The organism is Pelolinea submarina (genome assembly GCF_003966975.1).
GTDB classification, from domain to species: Bacteria; Chloroflexota; Anaerolineae; order Anaerolineales; family Anaerolineaceae; genus Pelolinea; species Pelolinea submarina.
The window spans coordinates 1,276,766-1,298,494 of sequence record NZ_AP018437.1; the positions used below are offsets into that span (position 1 = coordinate 1,276,766).

The window sequence follows — 21,729 nt, forward strand, 5'->3', positions numbered from 1 at the left end:
TCCAGTCCTAAACCGGCGGGTTGCCGTGTTTGCGCGGCGGGTTCTGGACCTGCTTTTCGCGGATGACGGATAAGGCGCTAATCACCTTGGACCGTGTTTCGGAAGGCAAGATGATCTCGTCGCAGAATCCGGCTTCGGCGGCCACGTAGGGGTTCAGGTATTTTTCGCGGTATTCCCGCATCACTTTTTCGCGTTCCGCCTCGGGGTCGGCGGCATCCATAATTTGTTTGTGGTGCAGGATATTGGCCGCGCCTTCGGGGCCCATAACGGCAATTTCAGCGGTGGGCCAGGCGTAAGTGATGTCGGTGCCTAAATACTTGCTGCTCATAACGATGTACGCGCCGCCATAAGCTTTGCGCGTGACAATGCTCACCTTGGGGACGCTGGCTTCAGAGTAGGCAAACAGCACCTTGGCGCCGTGGCGGATGATGCCGCCGTGCTCCTGCTGCACCCCCGGCAGGAATCCGGGAGAGTCCACGAAGGTTACCAGCGGGATGTTGAAACAGTCGCAGAAGCGTACAAAGCGGCAGATTTTGTCGGATGCGTTGATGTCAATCACGCCTGCCATGCAGTTGGGTTCCTGTGCGACGATGCCGACCGGGCTGCCGTCCATGCGCGCCAGGCCGATAATGGCATTCATGGCGTAAGTTGGCTGTAATTCGAGGAAAGAATCCTGATCGACCACGTGTGCAATAACCTCATGCATGCGGTAGGGTTGGCTGTCGTCTTCCGGTACCAAATCGTTGAGTTCCAGGGCGATCCTCGCGGGGTCATCCGTGCTCACGCAGCTGGGCGGATTTTCCACGTTGTTGGAGGGTATGTAGCTGAGCAACGCACGGCAGAGTGCCAGAGAATCCTGTTCGGTGGGGGCGGTCAATGAAGCCACGCCGCTGGTACCCAAATGGACCGCTGCGCCGCCCAAACTTTCAAAATTCACTTCTTCACCGGTGATGGCCTTGATAACGCTGGGGCCGGTGATGAACATATAAGATTGCTTCTCAACCATTAGAATGAAATCGGTCAGGGCGGGGGAGTAAGCCGCGCCGCCTGCGCAGGGTCCCATAATCATGCTGATTTGGGGCACGACACCGGAATAGAGCGCGTTGCGACGGAAAATTTCGGCATATCCGCCTAAACTGCGGATGCCTTCCTGGATGCGCGCGCCGCCTGAATCGATTAGACCGATAATGGGCGCGCCGTTTTGCACGGCCAGGTCCATTACGCGGCAGATTTTATGGCTCTGCATTTCACCCAACGACCCGCCATTGGCGGTGAAATCCTGTGCGTAGACGAATACCGTACGGCCGTCGATTTGACCGTATCCGGTCACGACACCGTCGCCCAGAATGCGTTCATCCGGGTTGTCGCACACATCAGAACGCTGCATAACAAAAGGCTCCAGTTCATGGAAGCTGTCCGCGTCTAATAGTTCTGCGATTCGCTCGCGCGCGGTCAATTTCCCCTTTTCGTGTTGTTTGGCAATGCGGGGTTGGCCGCCGCCTAATTTGGATAGTTCGCGTTGCTTTTTTAGCTTCTCTTCTCTCGGGTTTTGGGATGCCATATATTATTCCTGCCTTTCAATATTATTTTAATCCCTCGAAAACTTATGAATGTCATTGACATTCGTACTATTTTCCTGTAATATGTGATATGTAATATATCACATATTACATGGATATGGTATAGAAAGTGAATGAAATATGGAAAAAGCACCAAAAAGCAAACCCTCAGCCTTAACCGACTGGACTTATCAATATTTGAAGAAGGGGATCCTGAACCTGGACTTCAAACCCGGTGAACAGCTCCACATTGAAGATTTTACCGATAAGTTGGAAGTCAGCCGGACTCCTGTGCGCGAAGCTTTCCTGCGCTTGGCGAATGAGGGATTAATTGATGTCCGTCCGCGCGTGGGCTATTTCGTTTCAGAAATCACGGAACAGGATATTTTCGACCTGTTTGAAGCTCGTGAGATTGTCGAAACACGCGCCGCCCGGCATGCTGCCAAGGCTTTAACGGATAAAGAATTGGAAATGCTGAAAAATATCATGCAAGCCAGTAGTCAAGCTGTGGATGCGGGCGATTATGACGGCTTCCTGGAAAATGAAGTGAAGTTCCACGAATACCTGCAGAAGCATATTCATAATAAACGCTTGATTGCGTTTATGGACAGCCTGAATGATTTGACTTATCGCGAACGGGTGTTATCCACTCATTCCATGGAAAATATCAAAGAAACCTTAATTGAACATAACCGGATTGTCGATGCATTACTGGTAAGAGACGGGGAAGCAGCCAGCCAACGAATGGCGGAGCATCTCGAAAATGTACGTGAAAGGCTCATTATATTCATTACAAAAAACCCCAAAATCAATTTTCAGAGGAGATAGTTGTTATGGAAAAATGGAAATTGCCCCCTGACGGGGGGCATATGGATCGTCCGACAGGCATTTACCTCCAGACGATGACCGGAAAGGAAGTGGATGAGCGTCTGAAGAAAAACGACCTCATCATTCTGCCTATCGGCAGCACCGAGGCTCACGGTCCGCACGCTTGCAGCGGCGAGGACACTTTCCTGGTCACACGCATGGCGGAAGCAGTCGCGCAAAAAGTGGGCTGCACTGTGGCCGAACCGATCTGGTACGGCTCACACCCTTATCATCATCTGGGCATGCCGGGCACCATTGTGGTCCCTGAAGAGACCTTTGCAGCCAACCTGCGCGCGGTGATGGCCGGCTTATGGAATGCCGGTTTCCGCAAACAGATTTTATTGAATGGGCATGGACAGGATTATGTCATTCCCATGGCCATGCATCAATTTGGCAAGAAGTACCAGGTGCCGATGCTGTTGGTCAATATTAATTATTGGTTCATGATCAAGGAATATATCCGCGACAAAGCGCACGGCGGGCCGTTTGAAACCCCCTTCGTGCACGGCGATGAATGCGAAACTTCCTTCTCCATGGCATTGTTCCCTGAAATGATTCATCTGGAAGATGCTGTTGATACCAAAGGCGAAAGCTTATTCCCGCCCGGACATATCGATTTCTCCGGTTCCGCTTACAACATGCCCATTCCGTTCTGGCAGCATGTGGGTGCATCGACCATCGAACCCATCGCGACACCGGAAGGTGTGGTCGGTTCGGCTACCCTGGCAGATCCTGAAAAAGCCAAACCCGGCATCAGCGCGGTGTTGGATTATATGGAAAGACTGATCACTGAGATCATGGATAAGTATCCGGCCGGCAAACTGCCTCCTGCGGATCGCGTAACCCAGCGGTCACCTGAGGAAATTGAGGCTTTGCTGAAAGGACCCATTGTTGACGGCGGTAAACATATTTATACCGTAGCATATCCACCCTAGATCGATGCTGTAAACGCGTGAATGGGGACCGGGAGGAGGGAGCCCGGTTCCCATTTTGTTTATCGAATTTATTTTATTGTTTCAATTTATAGGAGGATTCACCATGAGTGGAGATATTAAAACGACCCATGCGGTAAAAACTGTCGGCGCGGCCGTAATGACTGCACCGGGAAAATTGGAGTATCAAGAATTACCTTACCCGGATCATCTGGAACCGGGCGCCATGATCGTAAAAATGGAAATGTCCGGTATTTGCGGAACGGACAAACATGCGTATAAGGGGGAAACAACGTTATACGGCGGTACGGAAGCCGAGCAGGACATGGTCTTCCCCACCGTTCACGGCCATGAAAATTCAGGCATCGTCGTTGAAATGAACGGCGACAACATTGAATACAGCGGTCAGTCGTTGAAAGTTGGCGACCGCGTCACCAATTGCCCCAATATCATTTGCGGCGAGTGCTGGTATTGCCGCAGTGTACACGGCTACCCTTACTGCTCGCACCATAAAGGTATCGGCATGACCTATTATGCCGACCAATTCCCTTACATAGTGGGCGGGTGGTCGGAATATATGTACTTGCCTCCCAAGGCGTGGGTGTACAAGGTTCCGGATTACATTCCGATTGAGTATTCCTGCCTTTCCGAGCTGTTTGTGGTCACAGCCATCCTGGACCGCGGCAAAGAATATGCGGCTTATGGCGGCAAAGGTTTCCACTTCGGCGACACCGTCGTCGTGCAGGGCGCCGGCCCGATCGGCATGTTGATGGTTGCCAAGGCGCGCATGCTGGGCGCCGGTAAAATCATTGCCCTGGATAACTTCCCCAAGAAACTGGAAATGGCCAAGGATTTTGGCGCCGATGTGACCTTCAATGTTGCGGATATGGATGACAAGCAATTGGTCGAGGCCATTCGCGCAGAAACCGAGGGGCGCGGCGCGGATGTAGTGGTTGAGACTGTTGGACAGCCTTCCGTTGTGCGTGTCGGTTTGGAAATGCTGCGGCGCGGCGGCACGTACTTGGAAACCGGCAACTTTGCCGATACCGGGGAAGTGTCCCTGAATATTCACCGCCATATCGCGGCCAAGAATGTCCTGATTTACGGCAACACGAACCATCCGCACGATGGCTACTATGCCGCTTTCGATATGATGTGGCGCAATCGCGACAAGTTCCCCTTTGAAAAATTGATCACCCACCGCTTCAAATTGAACCAGGCTCAGGAAGCGATTGATAAATCATTCGAAGAAGACGCGCTCAAAGTCGTGTTCGAAATGTAATTCCTAATCACCAGGGAAGAAAGGATCGTGAAAAGCATGAAAGGTAATACTCCACTGCTTGAAATGAAAGAAATATCCAAATCATTTCCAGGTGTCAAAGCATTAGATCACGTTAGTTTTGATCTCTTCCCTGGTGAAGTACATGTTTTGGTTGGTGAAAATGGAGCAGGAAAATCCACCCTGATGAAAGTTTTGGCGGGCGCGTATCCCAAAGATGAAGGCGAAATTTTCATCAATGGTGAAACCCAATCGCGCTGGAGTCCGACCGCGGCGCGCGCTCAAGGCGTGGCCATGGTTTATCAGGAATTTACCCTGCTCCCATTCCGCAGCGTGGCGGAGAATATTTTCCTGGGGCGTGAAAAAACACTGGCCGGTTTATTCTTGGATAAAGCCAGCATGCACCAGGAAGCCGGAAAAATCCTGAAGTCCATCGGTGTGGACGTTGATCCGCGGGTATCCGTGCTGGAGCTGGGTGTGGCTGAACAGCAAATGGTGGAAATTGCCAAGGCGCTTGCCATGGATGCGCGCATTCTGGTTTTGGACGAACCCACCTCCGCTTTGAGTCTGCGCGAAATTGAACAACTGTTTTCAACTGTGGCAAAGCTGAAGAAGAACGGCGTGGGAATTATCTACATTTCCCACCGTATGGAAGAACTGAAACAAATTGGCGACCGGGTGACGGTCATGCGCGATGGGCAGTTGATCGGCACACGCGAAGTGGCCGATATTACCATCGATGAGGTCATCACCATGATGATCGGCCGTGAGATTAATGAATTGTTCCCGCGTCACCACTGCCAACCGGGTGAAGTAGCCCTTTCGGTTAAAGGGATGAAATCCGGCAAGAAAGTTAAGAACGTCAATCTGGAAGTCCATTTTGGCGAAATCGTCGGATTGTCCGGCCTGGTGGGATCCGGGCGTACGGAGACTGCCCGGGCAATTTTCGGGCTGGATCATATGACCGCTGATGATCTTGAAATTCTGGGGAAAAAATACAAACACATCGATCCTTCCTTGGCCGTGGATATCGGAGTTGGCTTGATACCGGAAGATCGCCGGCGTGACGGATTGTTTCCCATTCTCTCCATGGAAAAGAACTTGGTGATGGTGTGCTTGCGGAAAATATTCCCGAATGGCGTAATGAAACCATCCGTAGAGAAAAAGACCGCTACCGAATACGTGAAGAAATTTGATATCCAGCCGCCCGCGCTTGATCGCATTGTTCATCACCTGAGCGGCGGCAACCAGCAAAAAGTGGTCATCGGAAAATGGCTGGCGGCTAAACCCAGGGTCATCATCATCGATGAACCCACACGCGGAATTGACGTTGGCGCGAAATCGGAAGTGCATTCATTTATGGATCGACTGGCAAACTCCGGCCATGCAATCTTAATGATTTCCTCTGAAATGCCGGAAATCCTTGGTATGAGTGATCGCATCTACGTCATGCACGAAGGCAAAGTGGCCGGTGAGTTTCCCCGGGGTACGGATTCGGAAGAAATACTTCGTTGCGCGATGGGAGTCAACTAATGAAAGCGAATAACGGTAAACAACTTCGGCAATTTATTCTCGAAAAGGTTCCGACGGTCACCTGGATCCTGATCGTGATGATGATTTATTTTTCAGCATCCAATTCGAATTTCCTGACATTTGCTAATGCCGCAAATCTCTGCCGGCAGGGAGCGATCCTGTTGATCCTCTGCCTGGGCGTAATCGTTGTGAAAATCACCGGAGGCATTGAACTATCCAACGGCGCGGTGATGTCGCTTTGCGGTATGGTTTTAGCCTGGGTGATGGTCAATATGAATATGCCGCCCTACCTGGCAATCATCATATCCATGTTGGTTGGCATCCTGTTTGGCACGCTCAACGGTATCTTCGTCACTTTCATGGGGATTCCCTCTTTCGTTGCCACCCTGGGAACGCAGGGAATTGCCGTCGGTTTGGCGCTGGGCATGAATAACGGTAACGTGATCGGTGGATTGCCGGAAAAATTTTCCATAATTGGAAACGACAATTTTCTCAATATTCCGATTCCTCTCTGGGCAATCATCCTGGTATTTATACTGACCAGCGTCCTGTTGAACAAAACGCCTTTTGGTGTGTATGTTTACGCTTTGGGCGGTAATGAAGAGGCTTTGAAACTCTCCGGTAAACCGGCCTGGTTGTATAAGGTGCTGGCTTACTCGTATTCCGGTTTGACGGCAGGGATCGCGGCCTGCATCCTCACATCCAGAAATATGGCGGCGCAACCCACGGTCGGCTTAGGCATGGAATTTGAAGCTTTCGCCGGCGCGGTACTGGGCGGCAGTTATATCGCCGGGAAAGGGACGGCCATGGGGGGCGTGCTGGGCGGAATCTTTATCCTGATCCTGCGCAACGGCTTGAATATTCTGGGGATTCCCACCTACTTGCAGCTGGCGATATTCGGCACGGTATTGATTACAGCAATCGTTCTGTCCACCCTGGTTGAACGGCGGGTACAAAAGATGCGCGATGAGGAGCGGGAAGAATGAATAAAAAGAATAACCTTGCAGAGACTGAAATGACCGAAGATGTTCAACTTATTCATGAAAAACCCAGTATTGGAAAAATACTCTCCAGGTTTTCCCGGTTGGGAGCACTCCTGCTCCTGTGTATCGGCATTTCCCTGCTGAACCAGAATTTCCTGAAGGTTTCCAACCTGATCAATGTTTTTCGACAGGCTGCCCCTCAGATTGTAATTTCTCTGGGCATGACCATCGTGTTCCTGACCGGCGGGATTGACCTGTCGCTGGGCAGCGTGGTCACGATGACCAGCGTGGTTTCGGGTTACGTACTTACCCAAACGGAATTGCCCTGGTGGTTCGCGATTATTGCCGCCATTGGCGCAGGCGCGCTTTCCGGTTTTGTCACCGGGCAGTTAATCGCAATTGTCAAACTACCCTCGGCCGTGGCCAGTTACGGTATGTTATGGGTAGGCAGGGGATTGGCCTTTGCCATTATGGGCGCTTCGCCTTTCTTCAGTTTTCCGGATAGCTTCCGCTATCTTGGACGCGGCTACTTATTAGGAATCCCAATGCCGATATGGATTGTGGCAATTATCGCGCTGATTATGGGATGGTTCCTGAAATACACCACCCTGGGAAGAAGTCTTTACGCCATCGGCGCTAACCCGCATGCCGCGCGTGCTTCGGGCATCAAATTATCCAGAACACTGGTCAGCGCTTACATTATCAGCGGTATGCTGGCAGCCATTGGCGGCATCATTCTGGCGGCGCGTTTGAACGCGGTTGACCAGGATATGGGCGCTTCCTTCTTGTTGCCGGCCATTGCCAGCCCCGTTATGGGCGGAACAAGCATGGCGGGCGGCCAGGGCGGTGTGGCCGGGACCATTATCGGTTCATTGATCATGATTATTGTCACCAATGGAATGAATTTATTGGGGATCAACTCCCTTTGGCAGCAGCTTGTCACAGGAATAGTAGTGGTCCTCTCGGTTTGGCTGGATGTCATTATGAGGAAACGAAATTAACCTGCGTATGCATCGACGGTTTAAATTTTGATTGAGGAGGTGTTTATAAGACGTGAGAACAGTAATGCTTTAGGTTGTTGCTAAATAAAAATAGGTTTATTAAAGGAGAATTAGATGAAAAAAGTAAGATTACTTTCAATAATCGCTTTGGTGATTGCTTTCAGTGTATTGGTGTCAGCCTGCCAACCGGCAGCCGCAGCCGAAGAAGCTGCCCCGGCCGAGGAAGCTGCGGTTGAAGAAGCCGCCCCCGCGGAAGATGCAGCGGCAGAAGAAGCTGCCCCAGCTGAAGCCCTGACCTTTGGTCTGGTGACCAAAGCCTTGAACAATCCTTTCTGGGAAATGGTTCACGAAGGCTCATTGAAAGTTGCCGAAGCAAACAACGTCGAGCTGCTCTACCTGGCTCCCACAAAAGCGAACAACCTGGAAGAACAAACCCGCCTGGTCGATGATCTCATTGCGAAAAAGGTTGACGGCATTGTGTTAGTCCCCGTAGATTCCACCGGTATTGTGCCCGCCATCGAGCGCGCGAACGAAGCTGGAATTCCGGTTGCATTGGCCAACACCAACGCTGCTGGCGGTGAAGTGATCACCTTCTCGGCAGTTGAGAACTACGAAGCTATGAAGATTCTGGCAGAGTATGCTATGGAAACCCTGGGTGGAACCGGCAAGGTCATCATCCTGGAAGGTACCGCTGGCGCACAGACAGCTATCGACCGCAAAGCCGGTGTGGATGACACCATTGCCAACTATCCCGACATCGAAGTCCTGGCTTCCCAGACCGCTGATTTCCAACGCGCGCAGGGTTTAACCGTAATGGAAAACCTGCTGCAAGCTTACCCCGAAATCGACGCTGTGATTGCGTGCAACGACGAAATGGCATTAGGTGCTGTTGAGGCGTTGGATGCAGCCGGCCGCTTGGGCGACACGATGGTATTCGGCTTTGACGGCAACAACGATGCTTTGAAGGCCGTGTCTGAAGATCGCATGGTTGCTACCTGCTTCCAGAATCCTGAGATGCAGGGCGGCGATGCGGTTCAGGCGCTGATCGATTACATCGCCGGCAAGGAAGTTCCTGCCCGCATTCAGACCACAGCTATCCTGGTGACCAAAGACAATATTGCCGATTTCGCTGACAAGATTGCTGCGGCACAGTAAAGACACCCTTTTATTTATCGGTTGAAATGTTAGTGATTGGGCTGCCGGAAGGAAATTCCGGCAGCCCCGAAAAAGGAGGTTCCAGCGACCATCTGACAATTCCACAGGCAAAGTAATTTGCTTGTCATTTCTTACTGCCCATCTCAACACAAATAATAAAAATTGACAGTAGTTAACTGAGAACGGAATTATCAACGGCTGGATCGCCCAGCTGTTATTGGAAGTTGCATTAAAGGAGGCAGGTCCAATGAGTCTAAAAAATCAGGCAGGAGTTGCGCTTTCTCCCCGCCCATCCCGTTTTGGCCCCTTACTGTTCGCGGGCCGTTTGGAACAGGGCCTGGAGCAAGCCAGTGCCCTGGGTTTCCCCTACGTAGAATTAAGCATCCGGGCGGTGGATGACGTCCAACCCCAGGAATTGAATAAAAAAGTAGAAGATTTAAATTTGAAAATTTCGGCGCTGGCCACCGGCCAGGCCTGTTTGTTTGATTGTTTGTGCCTGGGTTCAGACCAGGACCAGAAGCGCGAAAACGCGGTGGCGCATTTCAGGGGCATTACCCAGCTCGCCAAAGACATTCATTCCGAAGCCGTCATTATTGGGGGCATCCGCGGCCTGCTGGCCGGGAACGGTGAAACCCTGGATGAGAATTATGCCAAGGGTGTTGCGGCTATTCGCGCCTGTGCGGAATGGACTGATGAACTGGGAATCCAGCTTTTAATCGAGCCCATCAATCGCTACGAGATGAACTGGATCCTCACGGCAAAGCAAGGACTGGAATTTCTCAACGATGTCGGTGTGGACTCAGTCAAATTGCTGCTGGATACCTTTCACATGAATATTGAGGAACTGGATACGATGGCGGCACTGGAACAAACCGGTGAGCGTTTGGGATACGTCCATTTTGCCGACAACACGCGCCAGGCGCCCGGCACCGGGCAGATTGATTTCGATGCCATCCTGGAAAAATTGGAAGAGATGGATTATCGCGGCCCGGTAGTGGCGGAGATTCTACCCTTGCCGGATGACGTCACGGCCATCGGCAAGACGGCTGCTTTTTGGCAGCAGCGATAATCGCCATGAAATTACTGGTTGAAACAAAAGAAAAGGAGCGTGAATAAAATGACAGCAAGTTATAAAAGCCCGTTACATCAAATGGTCAACACGACCAAGACGGACCTGTGGAATGACTCCTGTTCGGTGGAAGAATTGACTTATTCCATCAGTCATGGAGCCGTGGGAGCGACCTCCAACCCGACCATTGTATTTAATGTGATCAAGCAGGAAATGCATTTGTGGAAAGATCGCATCCATGAGGTAATTGACCGGAATCCGGACTGGACCGAGGTTGAGATTACCTGGAAAATATTTGAGGAGATAGGAGCCAAGGGCGCCAGTCTGCTGTTGCCCGTCTTTAAGCGGGAGGAAGGCCGCAAAGGACGCCTGTCCGTGCAGACCAATCCGGCTAATTATCGCAACGCACCTGCGCTGGTTGAACAAGCCGTTCACTTTAACGGTCTGGCTCCCAATATACAGGTCAAAATTCCGGTCACCAAAGCCGGTATTCAGGCTATCGAAGAAGTCACTTACCAGGGCGCCAATATCAATGCCACGGTATGTTTCACAGTGCCGCAGGCCGTCGCGGTGGCGGAAGCGGTGGAACGCGGCTTGAAGCGCCGTGAAGCGGAAGGCAAATCCACCGCGGATATGTACCCGGTCTGTACGATCATGGTTGGGCGTACGGATGATTGGATTAAAGTGATTGCCAAACGCGATGGCATTATCACCGACCCATATATCATGGATTGGGCCGGCATTGCCTGTATGAAGAAGGCTTACGGCATCTTCCAGGAACGCAAGTACCGCACGCGCCTGCTTTCAGCGGCTTACCGCCATCACATGCACTGGTCGGAGCTGATCGGCGGCGACCTGATTCAGACTATCCCCTATAAATGGCAGGTGCTTTTCAACGCCTCTGATATCGAAGTCAAGGAGCGCATGGATAATCCGGTTGCTCCCGAAATTCTGGAGGGGCTTCTGACTCATTTTGAGGATTTCAAAAAAGCCTATGATGAAAATGGCCTCAGTTTGAAAGAGTTCGATACTTACGGTGCGACTGTGCGCACGCTGCGCGGCTTCACCAATTCCTATCACGAATTACAGGCCGTGATCCGCGATTTCATGCTGCCCAACCCGGACGAAAAGAAGGCCTGAAATGGAACAGAGCATTGATGAATTAATTGAGCGTGCTCGGAAAGCTCAGCAGGAAATTGAATTCTGGCCGCAGGAGAAAGTGGATCTGATGGTGGCCGCGGTGGCCTGGGAAACCTATAAACCCGAAGTTGTCCAAAAAATTGCCCGCCTGGCGGTGGAAGAGACCGGCATGGGTTTGTACGAGCATAAGTTGCTCAAACACCAAAAGAAAACACTGGGCACTTTACGCGACATGCAGGGCGTCAAGACCGTAGGCGTTATTGAGGAAATCCCGGAAAAAGGGCTGATCAAAATTGCCAAACCGGTCGGCGTGATCGGCGCGCTGACGCCTGTCACCAATTGTGAAGCGACCTTCCCGGCCAAGGCTTTACCGGCATTGAAGTGCCGCAATGCCATCATTTTTGCGCCGCATCCGCATGCTAAAAAGACCGCGGCGCTGGTGGTGGAAACGCTGCGGGCGGGCCTGGCCAAGGTCGGCGTCCCGCTGGATTTGATCCAGACCATCAAGGAACCTTCCATCGACCTTTCCAAGGAGCTGATGAGTAAGGTGGATCTGGTGGTTGCTACCGGCGGCGGGCCCATGGTCAAATCGGCCTATTCCAGCGGCACACCGGCCTACGGTGTGGGCGCGGGGAATGCCGTGGTGATTGTGGATGAAACCGCCGACCTGCAGGCTGCGGCGGAAAAGATTTTCCAGGGCAAGACATTCGATAATGCCACTTCCTGCTCATCCGAAAATTCTGTCGCGCTGCAAGCCGGCATCTACGACCAGATGATTGCCAACCTGAAAGCACAGGGCGGGTATTGGTGTAATGAATCCGAACGTGAATTGCTCAAACAGACCATGTGGCCGGATGGGGTGCATCTGAATAAAGGAATCGTCGCCCAGCCGGTGATGAAGATTGCCGAACTGGCCGGGTTGAAAGTACCGGAAGGCACCACTTTCTTGATGGTAGCCGGCAAGCATGTAGGCAACGATGACCCATTCTGCAAAGAAAAATTGTCTCTGGTGTTGACCGTTTGGAAATATGAAGATTTTGAAGAAGCCATCCAACTGGTGGAAAATATTACCGCGTTGAACGGCCGCGGCCATTCCTGCGGCATTCATTCGACCAACGACGCGCATATTTTGGAATTGGGTACGCGCGCCAAGGTCAGCCGTATGATGGTCAACCAGGCGCACAGCCTGGGCAACAGCGGCAACTATAACAACGGCATGCCTTTTACTTTGACGCTGGGGTGCGGAACCTGGGGAGGGAACATCACCACGGAAAACCTGCATTGGAAGCATTTCATGAATGTGACATGGGTCTCCAAACCGATTGAACCGGTTGTACCGAACGAGGAGGAGCTATTCGCGGAAGTCTGGCGGCAGTTTGGAAAATAACAGTAAGGCTGGATTGAACACGTATGGCTTCCGGGCAACCGGTTAAAGTGACAATCCCACTTGATAGCCTTTTTTTTGTAGTTTTCATTATCAAGTGGGATTTGTGTATATCGGCACTGTAATGGTATCTTTACGCTAAAAATAAAGGGAACAATCATGCAGGTCATTGACTTTATTGTTAATCAAATTCTACGAGAACCTTCCATATTCATGGGCATCATCGTGCTGCTCGGCATGCTTTTTCTTAGGAAAGAGCCTAAAGATATCCTGGCTTCAACTCTGAAAACGATTGTGGGGGTGCGCCTGGTGCAGGTGGCGGCGGATTTGTTGATCAATTCCTCCAAACCGATTATGGATATGCTGGTCTTGCGCTTTGGCTTGCAGGGGCGGGTGGCGGATCCCTGGACGGGGGTGGCAGAGGGACTGGAAAGAATGGCCGATACCAGTCTGGTTGGCAAGATAGGCTTGATTATGGTGATGGCCTGGTTGTTACACCTGCTGTTCTCTCGTTTCACCCGTTTCAAAGTGGTTTATCTGACCGGCCACATCATGTTCTCGGATACCGTGCTGGTAACATTTTTTATCTATGCAGTCACCGGATGGACGGATTGGCGCGCGCTGGCGCTGCCGGTGTTTCTGCTGGCGTTTTATTGGTGGTTCTGGCCGTCCTTGATGCGCAAACCACTCAAAGCACTGGTGGGGGAGGATAACCTGACGCTGGGGCACGATATGGTTTTCTTCGGCTGGTTGGCGTTTTGGATCGCCAAATGGACCGGCGATACCCGCCATGACACGGAAGAGCTGGAATTCCCCGGTTGGTTGAGCATCATGCGCGATACGGTGGTTTCTTACAGCCTGATCATGGCAACGCTGTACACGCTGATTGGCATTCTGTCCGGTCCCGAAGTGGGGGCAATGTTTTCCGGGGACAAGAACTACATTATCTTCTCGTTCATCCAGGGCATCAACACCGCGGCCGGTATCACACTACTCATGTTTGGCGTGCGCATGTTCCTGGATGAATTGCTGCCGGCTTTTGAAGGTTTTGCCAAGGTGGTGGTTCCCGGCGCGGTGCCGGCTGTTGACGTACCGGCTTTTTGGGCGTATGCTCCCCAAGCAGCCCTGTTGGGATTGATTTCCACGCTGTTTGGCATGCTGACGGGTGTGATGCTGCAAATCCTGCTGGGTATGTCGTATATCACCATACCCGGCGTTATCCCGCTGTTCAGCGGCGGCTGCACGTTGGGCGCCCTGGCTTCGCGTTACGGCGGTGTGCGCGGGACGGTTATTGCAACTTACATATTGGGTATTATTCAGGTGTTCGGATCGATCTGGCTGGCTGAAGTGGTCGGTTTCGAGATTGCCGGCGGCGGTCATATGGATTACTGTACCTATTGGCCGGCTTTGTTAACGGTTATTAAAGCTTTCACCGGAATGGTGAATTAATTTATTTATGATGGAGGATTTGAAAATGAAACCGAAAATTGGCTTTATTGGATTGGGTATTATGGGGCGGCACATGTGCTCGCATTTGATCGAAGCGGGTTACAGTTTGTGCGTGTATGACCTCAACCCCGCGGCTGTCAAGGAGTTGACGGACAAAGGCGCGGCATCCTGCTCTAGCTGTAAAGAAGTTGCAGCCAATAGCGATGTGGTTATCTCCATGGTACCGGATTCCCCCGATGTAGAAAAAGTGGTCTTAGGTGAAGGCGGCATCATTGAAGCTGCCCGCGCAGGATTGATATATGTCGATATGAGCACCATCGCGCCGGCCACCTCGCAAAAGGTGGCAGCCGAATTGGCAAAGAAGGGTGTGCGCAGTCTGGACGCGCCGGTCAGCGGCGGTGAAGCCGGCGCCATGAACGCAGGGCTGTCCATCATGGTAGGCGGAGATGAAGCCTTGTTCAACGAGGTCATGCCGATCTTTGAGATCATGGGCAAGACCGTCACCCTGTGCGGCGGCAGTGGCGCCGGGCAGACTGTCAAGGCCTGCAACCAGATTCAGGTGGCCATGAACTTCATTGGCATGGCGGAAGCTTTCGTGTTGGGCGCCAAAGCCGGAGTAGATCCGGCCGTGGTTTTGAAAGTGTTAAGCGGCGGGTATGCCCAATCACGCGTGATGGACGTGCGCGGGCCGAAAATCATCAAGGGTGAATTTGAACCGGGCTTTAAGAGCAAGTTCCATTATAAAGACCTCAATATCGTGATGGATACCGCGCGGGCACTGAACGTGCCCTTGCCGGCCACAGCCCTGGCGCATGAGTTATTTAATGCGCTGCTGGCTTCCGGGCGGGGTGAATTGGATCATTCCGCGGTGATCACCGTCCTGGAGCAATTGGCAGGTGTGGAAGCGCGTACGAAACAATAGAGAAAGCCCAATCCGGGGCAGAATATAAGTGCTGCATAATAGAAAATTGTACAAAATAATTGTACGAGATTGCCGCTTTTTGAGGCTATAACTGTCACCTGGATTGTTGGTAGAACAATCTTACCCAGACACAACTTCGGTTTTCCCGGGGTTGTGTTTTTAAATTAAAAAGGTCGATATTTTACAGGATGATCGAGGTAAAAACCAGCAGCAGGAAGGAAATGGGCGTTATCAGGGAAGACGCAAATGTGAAATAAGACGCGACACGAAAGCCTTCTTTGCGGTACAGATAGGAACCCAGACTCACGTCTGCGACCAGCATGAATAGTGATGATACCGGCAGCAGCAGCAGCCGTTCAGAGGGCGCCTCTTCCATTATGCCCAGGGCAGTGTTAAAGCCCATGATTATTGTAGCCCGCGTAGGGATAATAAAACTGACGACTATCAGCAGACTGATGGAAAGGATTAATCCGGCCAGGATGAAGTTACGCGCGAATTTATCTTTCAACATGCTGGTCATCATCAATTCCACATTCGTTGAACGGGGTTTGATGGGCGCGATAGAGCCGAGTTCAGAAAAACGCCGGAAAGCGTATTGGAAGCCTTCCATATCGCCGGGTGAAATGACCAACACCTTCTGACGGGTGGCGATCAGGATCAATTTACTTGAGTCGGAGGCGACGAATTCAAGCGTGCCCAATTCGTTGGACTGCTGCACGCCGATGATGGCACCTAATATGCTGAAGCGCGGCATGGGAATATCGTACGGCATTTCATCCGCCACACGCAGCCATTCGATCTCAATCATGGGAATGTCTTCCGTACGCAGTCCCCATTGAATGTGCAGCCCGTCACGGTCAAGGATGTATTTGGCCCGCAGCAGGGAAAATAACCGGTAAGCGAACATGGGCACAGGCAGAAATGCGACAATACCACCGACCAGGTAGAGAATGAAAAAACCGCGGGTTTCCTGTGCCATAGCCAGCATAAAAAAACCACCGCTGGCCGAGATGGAAAGCAGGAGAAAACCGGCATGGAAGATGACACCGCGCCTGCGAGCCGGTTGAAATTCCTGTGTGTTATCCATACTCACCCGAAACCATTATCCGTTTTCTGCGCATTCTGCCAGTATCCGGCAAACCAAATCGACCTGCTCTTCCGTCATGACTCCCGAGAAGGGCAGGGCCAAACCGCGCCGGCCCAAATCTTCCGTTATGGGGTAATCGCCTGCGCGGTATCCGAACTTCTCAGCCAGGTAAGGCTGTAAGTGAATCGGGATAAAGTAAGGCCGCACGGGGATGCCGGCCTCGTCCAGCGCGGCGGCAAAGTGGTCGCGGTCAATTTTAGGACTAACGCGGATGACATACACAAACCAACTCATGCGCGTGGTATCCGGCCCAACGTAAGGAAGCTCGATGCCGTTGACGGCTGCCAGGCGCTGGTTATAGTACTGCGCTACCTGATTGCGTTTTTCAATCAGGTTATCGATGCGCTTCATCTGGGAAAGGCCCAGCGCGGCGCTCATTTCGTCCATGCGGTAGTTGTAGCCCAGATTGGTGTGCTGCAGCCAGGTATCACCCTGGGCGCGGCCCTGGTTGCGCAGAGAGGCCATATAATCGGCAGCTTGCGCATCGTTGGTGACGATGATGCCGCCCTCGCCGGTGGTGATCTGTTTGTTGGGGTAGAACGCAAAAACGCCGTAATCACCCATTAAACCGGCTTTACGGCCTTTATATTCAGCACCGAGCGCCTCACAGGAATCCTCAATTAATATCAGGTTGTATTGGTCGGCAATTTTCCGAATGGCGTCGAAATCGGCCGGTTGGCCGAACACATCCACGGCCAGGATGGCGCGCAGCTTGCCGGGCTTTTCAGCACCTGTGCGCGGCAGCCATTTACGCATGCGCTTTTCATCAGCGCTGCTCAAATCGGCTGCGGCTTCCGCCAGCTTTTCCACGTCGATATTGCCGCTTTTAGGGTCCACATCCACAAAAACAGGAATAGCCTGTTCAAACAGGATGACGTTTGTAGAGGAAACAAAAGAAAAAGGCGTGGTTATAACCATGTCTCCCGGTTGGATGCCCGCGGCCCGGATGCAAAGGTGCAGCCCGCTGGTACCGGAGCTGACTGCGATGCCATGCTGCGCACCGCTGTAAGCGCAAATGGCTTGCTCAAAGGCGACTACGCGCGGCCCGATGCTGAGGGAAGTGGTTTGTAATACTTCCTGAACGGCCTGGCGGTCGCTGTCGTCAATCTCGGGGCTGGACATTGGGACAAGATATTTTGGATTTGCCATAGGGTTAACCACCTTGATTTTGGTTTAGGAACATCGTGGACATTATAGCATTGGCGTGCGCATATGGCTGCGCCTTGAGAAATCAGGATTCGGTTGGCGGGGTGTCCTGCGGAGGTTCGACATCCTCTTCAAACGGTTCTTCCGGCTCATACTCCGGCTCTTCCAGTTGCAGGTCTACCTGGTCTTCCATAGTCACCTGGCCGCGCAGGAAAGCGCCTTCTTCGGTGGAAAAGGCGGAAATAACCACATTACCCCATACGCGTCCGGTGCTGCGAATTTCCAGTTTCTCCGCAGTAATATTGCCGTGCACAGCTCCTGCCACGATGACGGAGTTGGCGCGCATATTCTCACAGGTTACTTTGCCGGTCTCGCCGATTACCACCAATCCGTGCAGCGCGATTTCGCCCTCGAAGATACCTTCCAGGCGGATACCACCGTGACCGCTGATGCGTCCGTGCCAGCTGATACCCTCGCCCAGAACGGATGTAACCCGTTCAACTTGCGCAGGCGCAGGTTGGTTGGAATTGGTCGGTCGTTTGAACATAAGCAGAAATCCTAGACAGCCTTATTTTTGTTTTTGTTGGGGTCGTATGGCGGCCAGATGGCGCCGGCGTATACCCGTGTTCCGGGTGGAACGTCTTTCTTGATGGTCGCGCCGTTGCCGATGCGGGCTTCTTTGCCCACGCGCACACCGATGTTAACCGTCGCGTTCATGCCAATTTGGGCAAAATCTTCGATGATGACCTCGCCGGCAGTCATGGCGCCCGGCGATAGGCTGGTGCAAACTCCCAATACACAATCGTGCGATACTACCACGGAATTATTGATTAGTGTTCCCATGCCTACCACGGCATAGCCGCTGACGTAGCTCATGGCCAGAATAAGCACGCCGGCTTCCAGGCGCGCGCTGGGATCCACGTGCGCGGTCGGGTGTACGATGGCCGGGCAGACAAAACCGGCATCCGCCAGTTGATGGAACACATTCAAGCGCACTTTGTAGTTGCCGATGCCGCCCACAGAATTGACCGCCAAGCGCACACCTTCTTTGTATAACTCCGGCAGCACCTCGGCACCGCCCAGAACGGGCGATCCGATGATGTCTGTGCCCTTGGGAATGTTGTCGTCGATGATACCGACGATTTGGTAGCAGCCCAACACACGCACGGACTCAATGATCATTTTGCTCAAACCGCCGCCGCCGTAAATAATGACTTTACTGGCGTCAAAAGCGAAATTCGGATATGTGTTTTGTTCTTCAGTCATTTTTATACCTGTTTGGATAGATTATATCCTCTAAATATTCAGCCGGGACCGGACTGCTTCGGCAGAAACGACAAAACGCCAGGGCAAGCTTACCCAGGGTTCGCCGGAGTACTGAATGCCGATGCGCGGCGTGCGCTGGATGATTTCCTCCGGAATTTCCAGCCCCTGTTCAATAAAAAGGCCGTCCTGCCTGCCGCATAAATCAACGCCATTCTGTTCCCGCTCGATGGCCAGCGCTTTGGTCAGCTTGGCCGGCCCGTCGCACCACAGCTTTTCCGCGATGCCTGCCCTCCGCTCGGCGATAAAATCCAAACCTTCCAGCGGCAGCATGGCGCGCAGGAGCACCGCGGCGGGGTAATCGGCCGGGCCGCATACGCAGTTGAGCATCCAATGCATGCCGTAAGTGAAATAAACGTAAGCGCGTCCGCCCTGCGCGTACATCATATCGTTGCGCGCGGTCCTGCCGCTGCGTGCGTGGCAGGCTTGGTCGCTTTCCCCATCATAGGCTTCCGTTTCCAGGATGATGCCGCTGATGCGTTTGCCGCCAATCAGGCGTACCAGGCGTTGGCCCAGTAAAGCTCTGGCTGCTTCCTGCACAGGTTGAAGGTAGAATTCACGTTTAAGAAGGGTTTGCGAGGCCAAGAGTGGATTCTATTCTCCCTCGGCTGCGTATTGTGCCAGGAAATCCTGACAGATTGCCTCCGTTGGTGTGCTTTGTCTCGGCACCAGCAGCTCCACGCCAATTTCTCTGGAAGTGTACAAGGGTTCATAGGTACATAGCAACGGGATGGTCACCCACTTTACATACGCGTCGTTTTCTTCACCAAAAGAAGATTCTGATCCGCGAATGACGTAGTTGCTGGGTTCGTTGACGATCAGAACAAAGTGGCTATCGATCAAGTCTTTATAGAATCCCTTGAAATAGTCCTCGTTATCCGCCATGGCCTGATCCATCAGGTATTTCTTCTCATAGTCATCTTCCAACAGCACATCTTTGACCATGCCAAAGGTCAGTAATTGACGCTGGTCTATGAACAGGATCTCGCCTTTAAGTCTGTATTCGTCCACCGTACTGTTGATAGTGTTCATAACCTCGTTAGTGGTTTCCTGGGCAGGTAAAGACAGGCGCGTGCCGCCTTGCAGGGTATAAGTGACCGGCGCGACCAAAGCAATACAGGTCAGGATAACCAACAGGGGTTGTTTGGTGACGGGATAATGGGTATCGCGCAACGCCAGCAATGCGATGGTTGCGATGATAACCAGTGTAACCAGGTAGTTGTCCAGGTTGTGCAGGTTGCTGCCCCCGCCGATTTTCACGCTGGCGATTAATCCGACCACCAGAAAAGCAGCGCTGATGATCAGCATGGACAACCGCTGCAGCCAGTTGACCTTCCAGGCACGTTTGGCTGCCAGAACGATTAGCAGAATTACCAACGGCAGGCTGGCCCACATAATTCCGTACAGGATGCCGGGCGGGTAGGTGGGGTTGGGATATAAGCGGTTCCATAACAAAGGCTGGCGGGTGGTTGAAGAGACCACGTCCGGCAGCAGTTTCACGGTGGAGGTGGACAGGTTGCGCAGGAGCGGCAGCAGGATCTGCCCCCCAAAGTAGCCACTGATACCCAATACGACCGGCTTGATCAGTTCCTTGATTTTGTCTTTTGAAAAACCCGGCGCTTCGATTTCCAGCAGCGCCAGCAAAGCCGACCACAAACCGGGTGAATAGGCCCAGGTCCAGCGCGAACTGCGCACGTAATAGGAGATCAGCGCGATCAACAGCGCGCCGATGGGCAGTTTGGCGCGCGTAGCCAGTACGGTTACCAGCGCACCCAGGATCAGCGGCGGATAAATTGGGCCTTGATCCAGAAAAAGGAAGGTCCAACCGGCAAAAACCAAAGCCGCCAATCCCATATATTTCGAATGCGGTTTTTTCCAAACTGCAACCCAACCCAACAGCAGGGAAGGGATGATCCAGACCAGCTGGTACCACAGGCGGAATGCGCCGATGCTCAGGTTGGGGAAGATGAAAGGCAGCGCCCAGGGTACTTGCATACCCCAGGTGATAAAGGCAAAAACAGGTCCACCATCCAGCGTCTGGTAGCGATAGCTGCCCAGCATTGTGGAATAGTCAAAGAAACGGTTGCCTTCCGACCAGAACAATGTAAATGGGTAGGAGGTTACCTGGCATAATTTGAGCAAAATAGCGTGACCGGTTCCCGAGGCCATCACCAATGCGGCTGTAATAAGTAGCGCTTGCCCGTCATTATCTTCAGGCTTTAGGAAAAGTTTGGCAACTAATAAAGAGAAACCGTAAATCAGTAAGGTTTCTTCCCAGTATCCGAATGTGAAGTTTTGAGGCAGGGGAAGCACCCATTTGATCAGTCCCGGCAGGAGCACTAAAATGGCTGCGGCAGCCCAACGAAACACGGGCGGTAAATTCGGTTTTCGTGTTTCAAATCCCGATTTGGCGCGGATGATGCGCAAGAATCCAAAAGCCAGATAGATGGCAGCGGATAGAACACTGGCCAGGAGAAAAACAATGAAGCGTTTGGAATGCCAGATATTTTGTTGACCTACGTAAGCGAAGACGTTGACCAGGTAGAATTCTCGAAAGCCCAGGTAACCCAAAATACCCAGTAATCCCCATATTGAAATGCGATAAGTTTTGGATCTGTTCATAATGACCTGATGATTGATTTCGTTTATTTCTCTCGCGTTTAATCAAAAGATTGCGCTAAACAATTCTAATGTATATTTGCGGGCATCAACATCTTTGATCCTTAAGCGGCGATTATTTTTCATTCGTAAATGTCGCTTTGGCTTGTTCTTTGTAATCGGGATGTAAACTATGCGTTAAGGGATTGAAATACGGTTGAGAATGCTGTAATGTTAAAATG

The 21,729-nt window shown here is 52.1% G+C and carries 19 protein-coding genes; 12 read left to right on the forward strand and 7 right to left on the reverse strand.

Going from position 1 to position 21,729, the window contains the following annotated elements:
* Positions 1–7: 7 nt before the first annotated feature.
* The gene (locus Pelsub_RS05645; protein WP_116224694.1) at positions 8–1,561 is read right to left on the reverse strand and encodes an acyl-CoA carboxylase subunit beta; all 1,554 of its coding nucleotides are present in this window, start codon (positions 1,559–1,561) and stop codon (positions 8–10) included.
* 139 nt (positions 1,562–1,700) lie between these two features.
* Between Pelsub_RS05645 and Pelsub_RS05650 the strand changes: the two genes are divergently transcribed.
* The 12 genes from Pelsub_RS05650 to Pelsub_RS05705 all read left to right on the forward strand — a co-directional run bounded on the left by Pelsub_RS05650 (position 1,701) and on the right by Pelsub_RS05705 (position 15,273).
* Positions 1,701–2,387 carry a GntR family transcriptional regulator gene (locus tag Pelsub_RS05650; RefSeq protein ID WP_116224693.1) on the forward strand — a complete coding sequence of 229 codons (687 nt, stop codon included), beginning with the start codon at positions 1,701–1,703 and terminating at the stop codon, positions 2,385–2,387.
* 5 nt (positions 2,388–2,392) lie between these two features.
* On the forward strand, positions 2,393–3,361 hold the full coding sequence (iolN, locus tag Pelsub_RS05655; protein ID WP_116224692.1) for a 3-dehydro-scyllo-inosose hydrolase: 969 nt from the start codon (positions 2,393–2,395) through the stop codon (positions 3,359–3,361).
* A gap of 103 nt (positions 3,362–3,464) precedes the next feature.
* Positions 3,465–4,640 (forward strand): zinc-dependent alcohol dehydrogenase, encoded by a 1,176-nt coding sequence (locus tag Pelsub_RS05660; protein WP_116224691.1) that lies wholly within the window; start codon positions 3,465–3,467, stop codon positions 4,638–4,640.
* Positions 4,641–4,676: 36 nt separating this feature from the next.
* Positions 4,677–6,170 carry a sugar ABC transporter ATP-binding protein gene (locus Pelsub_RS05665; RefSeq protein ID WP_116224690.1) on the forward strand — a complete coding sequence of 498 codons (1,494 nt, stop codon included), beginning with the start codon at positions 4,677–4,679 and terminating at the stop codon, positions 6,168–6,170.
* Positions 6,170–7,156, forward strand: coding sequence for an ABC transporter permease (locus Pelsub_RS05670; RefSeq protein ID WP_116224689.1), 987 nt, complete (start codon positions 6,170–6,172; stop codon positions 7,154–7,156). Before Pelsub_RS05665 ends, Pelsub_RS05670 begins: the two co-directional genes overlap by 1 nt.
* Positions 7,153–8,154, forward strand: coding sequence for an ABC transporter permease (locus Pelsub_RS05675; RefSeq protein ID WP_116224688.1), 1,002 nt, complete (start codon positions 7,153–7,155; stop codon positions 8,152–8,154). The genes Pelsub_RS05670 and Pelsub_RS05675 overlap by 4 nt, the downstream gene beginning before the upstream one ends.
* A gap of 114 nt (positions 8,155–8,268) precedes the next feature.
* The gene (locus tag Pelsub_RS05680; protein ID WP_116224687.1) at positions 8,269–9,309 is read left to right on the forward strand and encodes a sugar ABC transporter substrate-binding protein; all 1,041 of its coding nucleotides are present in this window, start codon (positions 8,269–8,271) and stop codon (positions 9,307–9,309) included.
* 247 nt (positions 9,310–9,556) lie between these two features.
* A complete protein-coding gene (locus Pelsub_RS05685) occupies positions 9,557–10,378 on the forward strand; it encodes a sugar phosphate isomerase/epimerase family protein (RefSeq protein WP_116224686.1) in 822 nt (273 codons plus the stop codon).
* Positions 10,379–10,426: 48 nt separating this feature from the next.
* Positions 10,427–11,518, forward strand: a complete 1,092-nt coding sequence (locus tag Pelsub_RS05690; RefSeq protein ID WP_116224685.1) for a transaldolase family protein — start codon at positions 10,427–10,429, stop codon at positions 11,516–11,518.
* A gap of 1 nt (position 11,519) precedes the next feature.
* Positions 11,520–12,905, forward strand: coding sequence for an aldehyde dehydrogenase family protein (locus Pelsub_RS05695; RefSeq protein WP_116224684.1), 1,386 nt, complete (start codon positions 11,520–11,522; stop codon positions 12,903–12,905).
* A 156-nt stretch (positions 12,906–13,061) separates the two neighbouring features.
* A complete protein-coding gene (locus Pelsub_RS05700; protein ID WP_116224683.1) occupies positions 13,062–14,351 on the forward strand; it encodes a PTS ascorbate transporter subunit IIC in 1,290 nt (429 codons plus the stop codon).
* 25 nt (positions 14,352–14,376) lie between these two features.
* The gene (locus Pelsub_RS05705; protein ID WP_116225034.1) at positions 14,377–15,273 is read left to right on the forward strand and encodes a 2-hydroxy-3-oxopropionate reductase; all 897 of its coding nucleotides are present in this window, start codon (positions 14,377–14,379) and stop codon (positions 15,271–15,273) included.
* A 181-nt stretch (positions 15,274–15,454) separates the two neighbouring features.
* Here Pelsub_RS05705 and Pelsub_RS05710 read toward each other — a convergent pair whose 3' ends face one another.
* The 6 genes from Pelsub_RS05710 to Pelsub_RS05735 form a co-directional block, all read right to left on the reverse strand.
* The gene (locus tag Pelsub_RS05710; RefSeq protein WP_116224682.1) at positions 15,455–16,360 is read right to left on the reverse strand and encodes a PH domain-containing protein; all 906 of its coding nucleotides are present in this window, start codon (positions 16,358–16,360) and stop codon (positions 15,455–15,457) included.
* Positions 16,361–16,375: 15 nt separating this feature from the next.
* Positions 16,376–17,569, reverse strand: a complete 1,194-nt coding sequence (locus tag Pelsub_RS05715) for a DegT/DnrJ/EryC1/StrS family aminotransferase (RefSeq protein WP_116224681.1) — start codon at positions 17,567–17,569, stop codon at positions 16,376–16,378.
* 82 nt (positions 17,570–17,651) lie between these two features.
* On the reverse strand, positions 17,652–18,113 hold the full coding sequence (locus tag Pelsub_RS05720; RefSeq protein ID WP_116224680.1) for a bactofilin family protein: 462 nt from the start codon (positions 18,111–18,113) through the stop codon (positions 17,652–17,654).
* An 11-nt stretch (positions 18,114–18,124) separates the two neighbouring features.
* Complete coding sequence (locus tag Pelsub_RS05725; protein ID WP_116224679.1) at positions 18,125–18,832, reverse strand: acetyltransferase; 708 nt, start codon at positions 18,830–18,832, stop codon at positions 18,125–18,127.
* A 30-nt stretch (positions 18,833–18,862) separates the two neighbouring features.
* A complete protein-coding gene (locus Pelsub_RS05730; RefSeq protein WP_116224678.1) occupies positions 18,863–19,474 on the reverse strand; it encodes a DNA-3-methyladenine glycosylase in 612 nt (203 codons plus the stop codon).
* Positions 19,475–19,483: 9 nt separating this feature from the next.
* Positions 19,484–21,511 carry a hypothetical protein gene (locus tag Pelsub_RS05735; RefSeq protein ID WP_116224677.1) on the reverse strand — a complete coding sequence of 676 codons (2,028 nt, stop codon included), beginning with the start codon at positions 21,509–21,511 and terminating at the stop codon, positions 19,484–19,486.
* Positions 21,512–21,729: the final 218 nt, after the last annotated feature.